At 71.0% G+C, this 12870-nt stretch carries 8 protein-coding genes and 2 pseudogenes; 4 read left to right on the plus strand and 6 right to left on the minus strand.

Annotated elements, in window-relative coordinates:
* Positions 1-76 precede the first annotated feature (76 nt).
* The 6 genes and pseudogenes from Q3Y56_RS08585 to Q3Y56_RS08610 all read right to left on the minus strand — a co-directional run.
* A pseudogene (locus tag Q3Y56_RS08585) lies at positions 77-1465 on the minus strand (alpha-amylase family protein); the annotation flags it as partial.
* A 297-nt stretch (positions 1466-1762) separates the two neighbouring features.
* Positions 1763-2830, minus strand: a complete 1068-nt coding sequence (locus Q3Y56_RS08590) for a LacI family DNA-binding transcriptional regulator (RefSeq protein WP_304461355.1) — start codon at positions 2828-2830, stop codon at positions 1763-1765.
* Positions 2818-4474, minus strand: a pseudogene (locus Q3Y56_RS08595) (glycoside hydrolase family 13 protein). Before Q3Y56_RS08595 ends, Q3Y56_RS08590 begins: the two are co-directional and overlap by 13 nt.
* 50 nt (positions 4475-4524) lie before the next feature.
* Positions 4525-5409, minus strand: coding sequence for a sugar ABC transporter permease (locus Q3Y56_RS08600; RefSeq protein WP_304461356.1), 885 nt, complete (start codon positions 5407-5409; stop codon positions 4525-4527).
* 2 nt (positions 5410-5411) lie between these two features.
* Complete coding sequence (locus tag Q3Y56_RS08605; protein WP_304461357.1) at positions 5412-6431, minus strand: carbohydrate ABC transporter permease; 1020 nt, start codon at positions 6429-6431, stop codon at positions 5412-5414.
* Between the two features lie 14 nt (positions 6432-6445).
* Positions 6446-7720 (minus strand): extracellular solute-binding protein, encoded by a 1275-nt coding sequence (locus Q3Y56_RS08610; RefSeq protein WP_304461358.1) that lies wholly within the window; start codon positions 7718-7720, stop codon positions 6446-6448.
* A 294-nt stretch (positions 7721-8014) separates the two neighbouring features.
* On the opposite strand from Q3Y56_RS08610, the gene Q3Y56_RS08615 reads away from it, so the two are divergent.
* The 4 genes from Q3Y56_RS08615 to Q3Y56_RS08630 all read left to right on the plus strand — a co-directional run bounded on the left by Q3Y56_RS08615 (position 8015) and on the right by Q3Y56_RS08630 (position 12810).
* Positions 8015-9712 (plus strand): glycoside hydrolase family 13 protein, encoded by a 1698-nt coding sequence (locus tag Q3Y56_RS08615; protein ID WP_304461359.1) that lies wholly within the window; start codon positions 8015-8017, stop codon positions 9710-9712.
* Between the two features lie 25 nt (positions 9713-9737).
* On the plus strand, positions 9738-10808 hold the full coding sequence (locus tag Q3Y56_RS08620; RefSeq protein ID WP_304461360.1) for a LacI family DNA-binding transcriptional regulator: 1071 nt from the start codon (positions 9738-9740) through the stop codon (positions 10806-10808).
* A 36-nt stretch (positions 10809-10844) separates the two neighbouring features.
* Positions 10845-11807 (plus strand): phosphatase PAP2 family protein, encoded by a 963-nt coding sequence (locus Q3Y56_RS08625; RefSeq protein WP_304461361.1) that lies wholly within the window; start codon positions 10845-10847, stop codon positions 11805-11807.
* A 61-nt stretch (positions 11808-11868) separates the two neighbouring features.
* Positions 11869-12810 (plus strand): HAD family hydrolase, encoded by a 942-nt coding sequence (locus tag Q3Y56_RS08630; protein WP_304461362.1) that lies wholly within the window; start codon positions 11869-11871, stop codon positions 12808-12810.
* Positions 12811-12870: the final 60 nt, after the last annotated feature.

Genomic DNA, 12870 nt, shown 5'->3' on the forward strand with positions numbered 1-12870 from the left:
TCAGGATGGGTACGGGTGGGCCGCCCGGCGAGGCGGGGTGGTTCGCCGGGCGGCCGATCGGGGGTACCGGCGGCTAGCCGGCGCAGGTGCGGGCTCCCACGTGCAGGGCGACCGCCGTGTTGGCGCCCAGGGTCGCGGTGAACTGGCCGGAGCCGTTCACCGCGACGCTGCGGCCCGACTGCACGTCGCAGTACGTGCCCGCGGGCAGCGACGTCTGGAAGGTGCGGGACAGCGCGCCGGTCTCGTGGTTGATGGCGACGTACGCCTTGTCGCCGCGCCCGAAGGCGATCGCGTCGTTGCCGTTGTCCCACCAATTGGTGACCGCCTGGCCGCGGGCGGTGTTGCGGAAGGCGACCATCGAGGAGATCTCGCGCCAGGCGTGCTGGCACTTCCAGCCGTCGCTGAAGCAGGCGTTCACCGTGCCGCCGTTGGGCGGCCCGGCGTCCTTGTCGCTCCACTCGTAGCCGGAGTGCACGTCGGGCGAGCCGTACGGCCAGGCCAGCATGAAGACGTTCGCGAGGGTGTAGTTTGCGCCGTCCTTGTAGTTCAGCGTGTCGCCGCCGCGCTCGGTGTCGTGGTTGTCGACGAAGACGGCGGACTTGCCCGACGGCATGTAGCCCCAGCCCTCGCCGTAGTTCTTCAGATAGGCGAGGTTCTCGTTGGTGAAGACCCGCTTGAGGTCGCGGGCGTACCGGAACTCCTGCACGTCCCCGGTGCCCTGGTACTCGCTGGGCGAGACGGTCTCCCCGGCGCCGTAGATGGCCTCCTGCTTCCAGTAGGTGTCGCCGTCGCCCACCTTCGCCTTGATGGCGGCGAGGTCGGCCGCGGGCATGTGCTTGGCGGCGTCGACGCGGAAGCCGTCGACGCCGAGCGAGAGCAGGTCGTTCATGTAGGCGGCGATCCGGTCGCGCACCCGGTCCTCGCCGGTGTCGAGGTCGGCGAGCCCGACGAGCTCGCAGTTCTGGACGTTGGCGCGGTCCTTGTAGTCGGTGATCTCCGTCGTGCAGTCGTCCATGTCGGAGGCCGAGTAGGCGCCGGGGTACGCGTACTTCGTATACGAGGTGCCGCCGGTGCCGGTCCCGGAGCCCGAGGTCATGTGGTTGATGACGGTGTCGGCGACGACCTTGACGCCCGCGTCGTGGCAGGTGTCGACCATGCGCGTGAACGCGGTGCGGTCCCCGAGCCGACCCGCGATCTTGTAGCTGACGGGCTGGTACGAGGTCCACCACTGGCTGCCCTGGACGTGCTCCTGGGGCGGCGAGACCTGGACGTAGCCGTAGCCCGCCGGGCCCAGGGTGTCCGTGCACGCCTTGGCCACCGAGGCGAACTTCCACTCGAAGAGGACGGCGGTGACGTCCTTTTCGCCGGGCGGGGCGGCCCCGGCCGGGGCAGGGAGGGCGCACAGCGTGGCGGCGCCCGCCGCGAGGGCGGTGGCGAGGGCAGCGGTACGCGTTCTGATGGCCATCGTTCCTCCGTGGGGGGAAGGAGTTGGGGGTGACGTTCAGCCTCGTACGGCAACGCGCCATGCCCATAAGGCCAGTGAAGGGTCGTGACGAACGAGCGGCCGATCGCTCATTCGCGGTTACCGGACCGTATCCCCGGTAGTTGTTTGTTGCAAGACCTTTCGCAAAGGATTGCGACGGTGTTACGTTCGACGCCGCCGGTCCGGCCGGCCGGGGGGCCGCGCCACACGACGCGGACCCCACGCGCCCGGCCGGCCGGACCGGTTTGCACGTACGCCCCCTCCGGCGTACGCCCCCCGTCAACCGCTCCGGCGCACCTGCCCCGTCGAGCCGCGTACCACCAGGTCGGGCTGGAAGACGAACTCCGTGGGCTGCACGGGATTGCCCTCGACGGCCTCCAGCAGCGCCCCCACCGCGGCGGTGGCCATCGCCTGCACCGGCTGCCGCACGGTGGTCAGCGGCGGGTCGGTGAAGGGGATGAGCGGGGAGTCGTCGAAACCGACGACCGAGACGTCCCGCGGCACGTTCAGTCCGCGCCGCCATGCCTCGCGTACGGCGCCGAGCGCCATCAGGTCGCTGCCGCAGACGATGCCCGTCACCCCCTGGTCGAGCAGTGCGCCCGCCGCGACCTGTCCGCCCTCGACGGTGAACAGGGTGTGCTGGACCAGGGAACGGGCCTGCTCGCCGTCGGCGCCCAGGGACTCGGCCATGGCCGCCACGAAGCCCTCCCCCTTGCGCTGCGCGGGGACGAACCGGGCGGGGCCGACGGCCAGCCCGATCCGCTCGTGCCCCAGCGCGGCCAGATGCGCCACCGCCATGCGCGCCGCCGCCCGGTCGTCCGGGGACACGAACGGCGCGGTGACCCGCGGGTTGTATCCGTTGATCATGACGAACGGGACGCCGCGCGCGGCGAGTTTCGCGTACCGGGTGGTGTCGGCGGTGGTGTCGGCGTGCAGCCCGGAGAGGAACACGATGCCGGTGACCCCGCGTTCCTCCAACTGCTCGACCAGTTCGTCCTCGGTGGCCCCGCCGGGCATCTGGGTGCACAGCACGGGCGTATAGCCGTGCCCGGCCAGCGTCTGCTCGATGACCTGCGCGAACGCCGGGAAGATGGGGTTGATGAGCTCAGGGATCACCAACCCCACCAGACCGGCGCTGCGCCGCCGCAGCCGCACCGGCCGTTCGTAGCCGAGCACGTCGAGGGCGGCGAGGACCCGCTGCCGGGTGCTGCCCGCGACCCCCGCCTTGCCGTTCAGCACCCGGCTGACGGTGGCTTCGCTCACCGACGCCTGGGCGGCGATGTCGGCGAGCCGCGGCGTTCCCGCCAGGCCGTCATCGCGTGACGGCGGTGCGCTCACCCGGCCCACCACACGGCGGTGTCCGCGGGCAGCTCGAACGGGCCGCCCGCGTCGGGCAGTTCACCGCTGGCCAGCAGCACCCGGCCCGGTACGGCTATCGATACCGGCGCCTTGGTGGTGTTGACGGTGCAGACGACGTCGCCGCGGCGGAAGGCCAGCACGCCGTGCGGCGCGTCGAGCCATTCCACGGACTCGCCCGCGCCCAGGTCACCGTGGGCCCGGCGGATGGCGAGGGCGGAGCGGTACAGCTCCAGGGTGGAGCCGGGGTCCCCGGTCTGCGCCTCGACGCTGAGCGCGGCCCAGCTGTCGGGCTGTGGCAGCCAGCTCGGACCGCCCGGCTCGGGCCCGAACCCGTACGGTGCCTGCGTACCCGACCACGGGATCGGCACCCGGCAGCCGTCGCGCAGCCCGTCCTGGCCGTTCTCCCTGAAGAAGGAGGGATCCTGGCGGACCTCGTCGGGCAGGTCGGTGACCTCGGGCAGGCCGAGCTCCTCGCCCTGGTAGATGTACGTGGAACCGGGCAGCGCCAGCATCAGCAGCGCGGCCGCCCGCGCCCGCCGCAGCCCCTGCTCCGGGCTGTCCTCGGCGTAGCGGGTGGTGTGCCGTACGACGTCGTGGTTGGACAGCACCCATGTCGTCGGCGCCCCCACCGGGCGCATCGACTCCAGCGACTCGTCGATGACCGCGCGCATCTTCTCGGCGTCCCAGGGCGTGCCCAGGAAGTGGAAGTTGAACGCCTGGTGCAGCTCGTCGGACCGCAGGTAGAGCGCGGTGCGCTCGGGGCTGGGCGTCCACGCCTCGGCGACCCCGATCCGGTCGCCGTCGTACTCGTCCAGGATCGTGCGCCAGCTGCGGTAGATCTCGTGGACACCGTCCTGGTCGAAGAACGGCATGGCCTGGTTGCCGAGCAGCCTCAGCTGCTCGCCGCGGCCGAGATCGGGCAGCCCCTCGGCCTTGACCAGGCCGTGCGCCACGTCGATGCGGAAGCCGTCGGTGCCCATGTCGAGCCAGAACCGCAGGATCGAGCGGAACTCGTCGCGGACGGCCGGGTGGTCCCAGTTGAAGTCCGGCTGCTCGGGGCGAACAGGTGCAGGTACCACTGGCCGGGCGTGCCGTCCGGGTCCGTGGTCCGGGTCCAGGCGGGGCCGCCGAAGATGGACTCCCAGTCGTTGGGCGGCTCGTCGCCGTTCTCCCCCGGCCGGGGCGGAAGTGGAACCGCTCGCGCAGCGGCGACCCGGGCCCTTCCTGCAGCGCCTGCCGGAACCAGGTGTGCTGGTCGGAGCAGTGGTTGGGCACCAGGTCCACGATGACCCGCAGGCCCAGGGCGTGCGCCTCGCGGATGACGGCGTCGGCGTCGTGCAGGGTGCCGAACATCGGGTCGATGGCGCGGTAGTCGGCGACGTCGTATCCGGCGTCGGCCTGCGGGGACGCGTAGAAGGGGCTGAGCCAGACGGCGTCGACGCCCAGGTCCCTGAGGTACGGCAGCCGGCTGCGTACGCCTTCGAGGTCGCCCATGCCGTCGCCGTTGCCGTCGGCGAAGCTGCGCGGGTAGACCTGGTAGATCACGGCGTCTCTCCACCAGTCGCGGCTGCCGCCGCGGCGTTCGGGGGTGGTTGCCGTGGCGACGGCGGGGTCAGCGAGATGCTGCGTCATGTCTTCCTGGTTCTCGTAGTTGTGGGTCGTCGTGGGCCGCGCTGACGCCCCTACGACTTCGTCGCTCCGGCCGTGAGGCCCGCCACCAGGTGCCGCTGCGCCCAGGAGAAGACCAGTGCGGCCGGGACGGCGATCATCACGGCGGCCGCGGTCATGGCGCCCCAGTCGGACGTGTACTGGTTGACGAAGGTCTGGAGGCCCGCGGCGAGCGTGAGGTTCTCCTCGCCGGTCATGAACGCCGACGCGTAGGCGACCTCGGCCCAGGCGGTGATGAAGGTGTAGAACGCGGTGACCGCGATGCCCGGCTTGGCCAGCGGCAGGATCAGCCGCCAGAAGGTGCCGAACGGGTTGAGCCCGTCCACCCGGCCGGACTCGTCGATCTCCACCGGGATGGTGTCGAAGAAGCCCTTCATCATCCACGCGCAGAACGGCACGGCGATCGTCAGGTACGTGACGATGAGGGAGACCGGCTGGTTGAGCCAGCCCAGCTTCGACATGATGTTGTAGAGCGGCACGATGAGGATCGCCATCGGGAACATCTGGGTGATCAGCAGCAGCCACATCAGCGGGCGCATGCCCGGGAAGCGGAAGCGGCTGACGGCGTATCCGGTGGTGGCCGCGATCAGGACGCCGAGCACGGTGGTGACGGCGACGATCAGCAGCGAGTTGCCGAACCAGCTCAGGAACTCGGTGTCGTTGAGGACGTGGTCGTAGTTCTCCAGCGTCGGGCTCTTGACCACATCGGTGCTGAACGCCTCGGTCTTGGGCTTGAACGAGGTCACCAGCAGCCACAGCGGCGGGAAGACCGCGACGGCGGAGGCGATCAGCAGCGTCCCGTGCAGGGCGATCGAGGCGGGCAGGGAACGCTTGCCGCGGCCGGAGGACTTGGCCGTCGTCCTGGCCGGCGTCTTGGCCGGGGTCTTGGCGGTCGCCATGGCTACCACACCTCTCCCTGCTTGCGGAGCGAACGGCGGTAGACCACCGCGAAGAGCATCAGGATGAGCAGGATCATCACGCCCCAGGCGGAGGCTCCCGCGAAGTCGCGCGGGCTGTTGACGAACGACAGCCGGTACGCGTACGTCACCAGGATCTCCGTGCTGTCACCGGGTCCGCCCCGGGTCAGCAGGAAGATCACCGGGAACATGTTGAAGGTCCAGATGGTGCTGAGCAGGACGACCGTGCTGCTGACCGAGCGCAGGCCCGGCAGGGTGATGTGCCGGAACCGCTGCCAGGGGCTCGCGCCGTCCATCTCGGCGGCCTCGTACAGCTCGCCGGGGATGGACTGCAGGCCGCCGAGGAGCGCGACGAGCATGAACGGCACGCCCAGCCAGACGTTGACCGCGATGACGGAGACCTTCGCCATGGTGGGGTCGTTCAGCCACGGCACCGCGTCGATGCCGCCGCCGTCGAGGATCTTGTTGAGGATGCCGTTCTTCTCGTTGTACAGCAGCCGCCAGGCGAAGACGGAGACGAAGGCGGGCACGGCCCACGGCAGGATCAGCAAGGACCGGTAGAGGGTACGGCCCTTGAACTGGCGGTTGAGCATGACGGCCAGGCCGAGCCCGAGCACGAAGGACACGGCGACGCAGGAGACGGTCCACACGACCGTCCAGCCGAGCCGGTCCCAGAAGATCTCGTCCTTGAGGATCGCGGTGAAGTTGTCCAGGCCGACGAAGTCGTAGGTCGCGGGGAGGTGGTTGACCCCGATGTGCCGCTCGACGTTGGCCTCGTTGGCGTCGGTCAGCGACAGGTAGACGCCGCGGCCCAGCGGGTAACCCACGATCACGCCGATCACGATCACCACGGGGGCGACCATGGCCCAGGCGTACCAGTGGGTGGCCAGTGCGCGGCGGATCCGGCCGGGTCCGCCCTTGCTCGTGGCAGTCTTGCGGACCCGGCCGGGGGCGCCGTCCGCGCCCCCGGCCGATCCCGCCGACTGCCTGGTGTCGACAGCCATCGGTGTCCGGTCCCCTACTTCCAGTCGCCCTTGAGCAGCTTGCGGTACGCGTCGCCGACCTCGGAGGCGGCGTCCTCAGGCGAGGTCTTGCCCGTCACCACGTTCGGGAACTGGACGAGGATCGCCTGGAAGAGGCTGTTGCCCTCGGGGATCCAGGGGCGCTCGACGGCCTTGTCCACGGCGTCCTTGAAGAACTTCACCTTCGGGTTGGCGGCGACGGCCTTGTTCTCGTAGACCGAGGCGCGCGTGGGCAGCAGGCTGAGCTTCTCGGTGGTCTTGATCTGGACCTCGGCCGAGCTCATGTACTTGGCGAACGCGTAGGAGGCGTCGAGGTTCTTCGAGCCCGCGTACACGGTGAGGTTCTGGCCGCCCTGCGGGGAGCCCTGCCCGGCGCCGCCGGCCGGGACCGGGACGACGCCGAGGTTGTCCTTGTCCTTGAACGCCTTGCCCGCGAGGGTGTCCTCGATCGCCCACGGACCGTTGATCGTCATGGCGACGTCGCCGTTCTTGATGGCGTTCTGCATGTTGTCCCAGCCGTCGGTGGCGTCGGTGGTCGCGGCGCCGGACTTGACCAGGTCGCGGGCGGCGGCGAACGCCTTGACTCCCGCCTCGTCGTCCACCGTGACCTTCTTGGCCTCGGTGTCGAGCAGGTCGCCGCCCTCGCCGTAGATGAAGGGCAGGAACCAGTAGGCGTCGTCGCCGCGCAGGTACAGACCGGTCTTGCCGGTCTTGTCCTTGATCTTCTTGGCGGCGGCCTTGAGCTCGGTCAGGGACTTCGGCGGCTCGACGCCCGCGTCCTTGAGGAGCTTCTTGTTGTAGAAGAGGCCCAGGGTGTCGATGACCTGCGGTACGGCGTAGGTCTTGCCGTTGAACTTGGTGCTGGCGAGCGCCTTGGGCAGGTAGTCCTTCTCGTTGTCGAGGGCCGGGGTGCCGTCCAGCGGGGCCAGGTAGCCGATATTGGCGAGGTCCTGGGTCCAGGCGACCTCGGCGCGCAGCACGTCGGGGGCGCCGGAGCCGCCGGCGCCGGCGGCGTTCTTGAACTTGTTCAGCGCCTCGCCGAAGGGCACGTTGACGTAGTTGACCTTGACCTTCGGGTACTTCTTGGAGAAGTCCTCGGCGAGCTTCTCGTACGTGGCCTTCTCGGCATCGTTGGAGGTGTCCCAGTAGGTCACGGTGCCGGAGATCTCTCCGGGGGACTTGCTACCGCTGTCACTGTCGTCACCGCCGCAGGCGGTCGCCGCGAGCGCTATCGCCGCGACGAGCGCAGTGGCCGCTATGCCACGTCGCATGTGAACTCCTTCGAAGCCGGCCGCGCCATCGCGGCGCCGAGTTGTCGAGGAACGTAACAGGGATGCAAAAGCACCGAAAGACCTTGCGGCAAATTTCTGCAAGAGCCGGGGATCGTTACGTCGGCGTGTCCTGGCGGTTGCCGATGGGGCGCTTGACACCGCCGTGGCGGGGGCGTAGGCGGCGCGCCCGGCTGAGAGTCTGCAAGCTCTTCCGCAAGTCTTGCAAAGCTGTTACGTTCCGGTTAAGCCGCCCGGCCGGTTCGACAGAGAGCGCCCATGACGCAGGAGCTGCCCATGACGCAAGAGCTGACGACGACCTCCGCTCCCTCTCCCCGCCCCGAGACCGCCCCGGCACCGGACGGCGGCGCCGGCTGGTGGCGCGACGCGGTCATCTATCAGGTGTACGTGCGGTCGTTCGCGGACAGCGACGGCGACGGCATCGGCGATCTGCGCGGGGCCCGGCAGCGGCTGCCGCACCTCGCCCGGCTGGGTGTGGACGCCGTCTGGCTCACGCCGTTCTACGCCTCGCCGCAGGCCGACGGCGGCTACGACGTGGCGGACTACCGCGCCGTGGACCCGCTCTTCGGGGACCTCCAGGACGCCGACGACCTGGTGCGCACCGCCCATGAGCTGGGCTTGCGGGTGATCGTCGACGTGGTGCCGAACCACACCTCCGACCGGCACCCGTGGTTCGCCGAGGCGCTGGCGGACCGGCCCGGCGGCCCGGCCCGCGCCCGCTACCACTTCCGCCCCGGCCGGGGACCCGGCGGCGCGCTGCCGCCCAACGACTGGGAGTCGGTCTTCGGCGGCCCGGCCTGGACCCGGACCACGGACCCCGACGGCACGCCTGGGGGCACCTCCCGGTCGAGGACCGGTGGAGAGTGGTACCTGCACCTGTTCGCGCCCGAGCAGCCCGACCTGGACTGGGACTGCCCCGAGGTGCGCGCCGAGTTCGACTCCGTGCTGCGCTTCTGGCTCGACCTGGGTGTGGACGGGTTCCGTATCGACGTCGCGCACGGCATGGTCAAGGCGGCCGGGCTGCCCGACATCGGCCGCAAGGAACAGGCCAAACTCATCGGCGCGCAGGTGCTGCCGTTCTTCGACCAGGACGGCGTGCACGAGATCCACCGCTCGTGGCGGCGGCTGCTGGACTCCTACCCCGGCGACCGGATCGGCGTCGCGGAGGCGTGGGCGCCCAGCGCCGACCGGCTCGCCCTGTACGTCCGCCCCGACGAGCTGCACCAGGCGTTCAACTTCCACTTCCTGCGCTGTCCGTGGGACGCCGCCGCGATGCGGGCGGTCATCGACGAGTCGCTGGCCGCCACCGCCTCGGTGGGGGCGCCGACGACATGGGTGCTGTCCAACCACGACGTCGTACGGCACACCACCCGCTACGCCGAGGACAGCCCGGAGCAGGGGCTGCGGCGGGCGCGCGCGGCCGCGCTGCTGATGCTGGCGCTGCCCGGTTCCACGTACATCTACCAGGGCGAGGAGCTCGGCCTGCCCGAGGTCACCGACCTGCCCGACGAGGTCCGCCAGGACCCCGCCTTCTTCCGCACCGGCGACGCGGCCGGCCAGGACGGCTTCCGGGACGGCTGCCGGGTGCCGATCCCGTGGTCGGGTACGCAGGCACCGTACGGGTTCGGGCCCGAGGAGGGCGGTCCGAGCTGGCTGCCGCAGCCCGACAGCTGGGCCGCGCTCAGCGTCGAGGCCCAGACCGGGGACCCCGGCTCCACCCTGGAGCTGTACCGCTCCGCCCTCGCCATCCGCCGGAAGGTGCCGGGCCTCGGCGACGGCCCGATGTCCTGGGGACCTGCGCCGGAGGGCGTGCTCGCGCTGTCCCGGCCGGGCTTCCTGTGCGTCCTGAACACCCGCGGTGACGCCGTCGAACTCCCCGTACCGGGGCGGCTGCTGCTGTCCTCCGCCGAGCCGGGCGCCAGGGCGGACACGGTGCGTCTGCCCCCCGACTCCTGTACGTGGTGGGCAATGTGACATGCGACCGGTACAGTCCAATCCCATGACCGCACGGCTTGCTGACATCGCAGCCCAGGCGGGGGTCAGCGAGGCCACGGTCAGCCGCGTGCTCAACGGCAAGCCGGGGGTGGCGGCGGGCACCCGCGAATCCGTCCTGGCCGCACTCGACGTCCTGGGGTACGAGCGGCCGGTGCGGCTGCGGCAGCGCAGCGCCGGGCTGGTCGGGCTGATCACCCCCGAGCTGGAGAACCCCATCTTCCCGGCGCTGGCCCAGGTGATCGGCCAGGCGCTGACCCGTCAGGGCTACACGCCGGTGCTGGCCACCCAGACCCCCGGCGGCTCCACCGAGGACGAGCTCACCGAGATGCTGGTGGACCGGGGCGTCGCGGGGATCATCTTCGTCTCCGGACTGCACGCCGACACCTCCGCCGACATGGGCCGCTACGACCAGCTGCGCGGCCAGGGCGTGCCGTTCGTGCTGGTGGACGGCTTCTCGCCGAAGGTGCGGGCGCCGTTCATCTCCCCCGACGACCGGGCCGCGATGGTGCTGGCCGTCACCCACCTGGCGTCGCTGGGGCACACCCGGATCGGGCTGGCCCTGGGCCCGAGGCGGTTCGTCCCGGTGGTGCGGAAGATCGAGGGCTTCCAGCGCGGGATGGCCGAGCAGCTGGGGCTGTCCGCCGAGGAGTCCGAGCAGCTGATCCAGCACTCCCTCTACACCCTGGAGGGCGGACAGGCCGCCGCGACCGCGCTGATCGACCGCGGCTGCACGGCGGTGGTGTGCGCCAGCGACATGATGGCGCTGGGCGCGATCCGCGCCGCCCGGCAGCGGGGGCTCGCGGTCCCGCGCGACATCTCGGTGGTCGGTTTCGACGACTCCCCGCTCATAGCGTTCACCGATCCGCCGCTGACCACCATCCGCAAGCCGGTGCAGTCGATGGGGCAGGCGGCGGTGCGGGCGCTGCTGGAGGAGATCGGCGGCACCCCGGCCCCGCACAGCGAGTTCGTCTTCCTCCCCGAACTGGTGGTTCGAGGTTCAACCGCCTCGGTACCCGGGGGACGAGGATCCGTCCAGAAGCGGGACAGAACTGGCGAAGACCGTACCTCGGGATGATCTGGTGCAGCTCACCATCTGGCAGACTGTTGCCCTATGGGTGAAGCGATCCTGAGGACCCCTGAAGGCCGGACGGCGACCTCGTCACCCATCGACGAGACCGAGGCCGTCCCCTCCTCCCCGCCTACGCTTCTGACCCGGCTGCGCACGCCCCGTAGGCCCCGGCTGTGGTTCGAGATCCTGCTGGTCGCCGTCAGCTACTGGACGTACTCCCTGATCCGCAACGCGGTGCCCGCGCAGCGCGCCGAGGCGCTGCGCAACGCCGACTGGATCTGGGAGTGGGAGCACACCCTCGGGCTCGCCTTCGAACGCTCGGTCAACCACGCGGTCGACTCGGTCGGGTGGCTGATCGTGCCCATGAACTACTACTACGCGACGCTGCACTTCATCGTGACGATCAGCGTGCTGGTGTGGCTGTACCGCTGGCATCCCGGCCGATATGCCGCCACCCGCCTGGTGCTCTTCGCGACCACCGGTGTCGCGCTGCTCGGCTACTACCTGTTCCCGCTGGCCCCGCCCCGGCTGATGCCCGGCGGGGACTTCGTCGACACCGTCGTGGTGCACCGCACCTGGGGTTCCATGGCGTCGGGCAACCTGGCCAACATGTCCAACCAGTACGCGGCCATGCCCTCGATGCACATCGGCTGGTCCCTGTGGTGCGGGCTGACGATCGCCATGCTGGCCCGCCCCGTGTGGGTGAAGGTGCTGGGGCTGCTCTACCCGACGGCGACCCTGGTGGTCATCGTGGCCACCGCCAACCACTTCTGGCTGGACGCGGCCGGCGGCATCCTCTGCCTCGGCTTCGGCTTCGCGCTGTCGCTCCTGTGGTACGGCAGGTTCTGCTACCGGCTGCCGAAGGTACCGGCGGACCAGCCGGCGCGGGTGGAACAGCCGGCGCGGGTGGAACGGACGGGGCGGGTGGAACAGGCGTCGCGGGTCGCGGAGCCTGCGGCGTCCTCCCCCAGCGGCCCCCGGAGGACCGGCCGCCACACCGGTTAAGGTTCCTTGATCGCATCCGCACCGACCAGCGGATGCGCCCCGTCTTGGGAGGGAACCTGACATGGAATGCACCCTGGGCCCGCGGCAGGGCGCGGGGGCGCCGCGCCGCCCGGCACGGTCCCGGTTAACCGTCGTCGCCACGGACCTGGACGGCACGCTGCTGCGCAGCGACCGGACCGTCTCGGCCCGTACCCGCGCGGCGCTCGCGCTGGCCGCGGACGGCGGGGCGCGCCACATCGTCGTCACCGGGCGGCCCGCCGCCTCCTGCCGGCCGTTCCTCACCGCGATCGGCTACCGGGGCCTCGCGGTGTGCGGGCAGGGCGCGCAGCTGTACGACGCCACGGCGGACCGGCTGCTGAGCAGCGCCGAGCTCGACCGGGACCTGGCCCGCTCGGTGGTGGACCGTACGGAGCGGGCGCTGGGAGGGACGCGGCTGGAGCTGGCGGTGGTCACGGCCGCGCCCGCGAACCGCTTTGTGATCACGCCGCGCTTCACCGACCGGATGCGGCCCGAGTGGGGTCTGGTCGAGGACCCGGCCGAGCTGTTCGCCCAGCCCATCGAGAAGGTGCTGCTGTGCCACCGGGAGCTGCCGGACGAGCTGGTCGCCCAGGCGGCGGCGCGGGTCGGCGGGGCCGACGTGTCGGTCACGCACTCCGAGAAGGGCATGGTCGAGGTCCTGCCCGCCGGGGTCACCAAGGCGGCCGGGCTGCGGCGCGCGGCCGAGCGGCTGGAGTTCACCCCGTCCGAGACGATCGCCTTCGGTGACATGCCGAACGACATTCCGCTGCTGACCTGGGCCGGATACGGGGTCGCGATGGGCAACGCGCACCCGGACCTGCGCGCCGTCGCGCACGAGGTGGCGCCGCGCAACGACGAGGACGGGGTGGCGGCGGTCCTGGAGCAGCTCTTCGCGCCGACGCCGCGGGGCGGCGGCGGTTCCGCCCTTGGCCCTGACCTGGTACGGCAGCGCGCCACGGTCCCTCCCGCCCGGCCGCGGGCGTAGGGCCTCTCCGGTGTGCCACGCGGCACCGCGTCTCATGCGCGGCTCCGCCGCGTGGCAGGG

The organism is Streptomyces sp. XD-27, from assembly GCF_030553055.1.
Classification (GTDB): domain Bacteria; phylum Actinomycetota; class Actinomycetes; order Streptomycetales; family Streptomycetaceae; genus Streptomyces.

What these genes read in the sequence shown, in the direction of transcription:
- Q3Y56_RS08600 (WP_304461356.1), bottom strand. Translation starts at nt 5,409, where the DNA reads ATGGCGACCGCCAAGACCCCGGCCAAGACGCCGGCCAGGACGACGGCC.
- Q3Y56_RS08605 (WP_304461357.1), bottom strand. Translation starts at nt 6,431, where the DNA reads ATGGCTGTCGACACCAGGCAGTCGGCGGGATCGGCCGGGGGCGCGGAC.
- Q3Y56_RS08610 (WP_304461358.1), bottom strand. Translation starts at nt 7,720, where the DNA reads ATGCGACGTGGCATAGCGGCCACTGCGCTCGTCGCGGCGATAGCGCTC.
- Q3Y56_RS08615 (WP_304461359.1), top strand. Translation starts at nt 8,015, where the DNA reads ATGACGCAAGAGCTGACGACGACCTCCGCTCCCTCTCCCCGCCCCGAG.
- Q3Y56_RS08620 (WP_304461360.1), top strand. Translation starts at nt 9,738, where the DNA reads ATGACCGCACGGCTTGCTGACATCGCAGCCCAGGCGGGGGTCAGCGAG.
- Q3Y56_RS08625 (WP_304461361.1), top strand. Translation starts at nt 10,845, where the DNA reads ATGGGTGAAGCGATCCTGAGGACCCCTGAAGGCCGGACGGCGACCTCG.
- Q3Y56_RS08630 (WP_304461362.1), top strand. Translation starts at nt 11,869, where the DNA reads ATGGAATGCACCCTGGGCCCGCGGCAGGGCGCGGGGGCGCCGCGCCGC.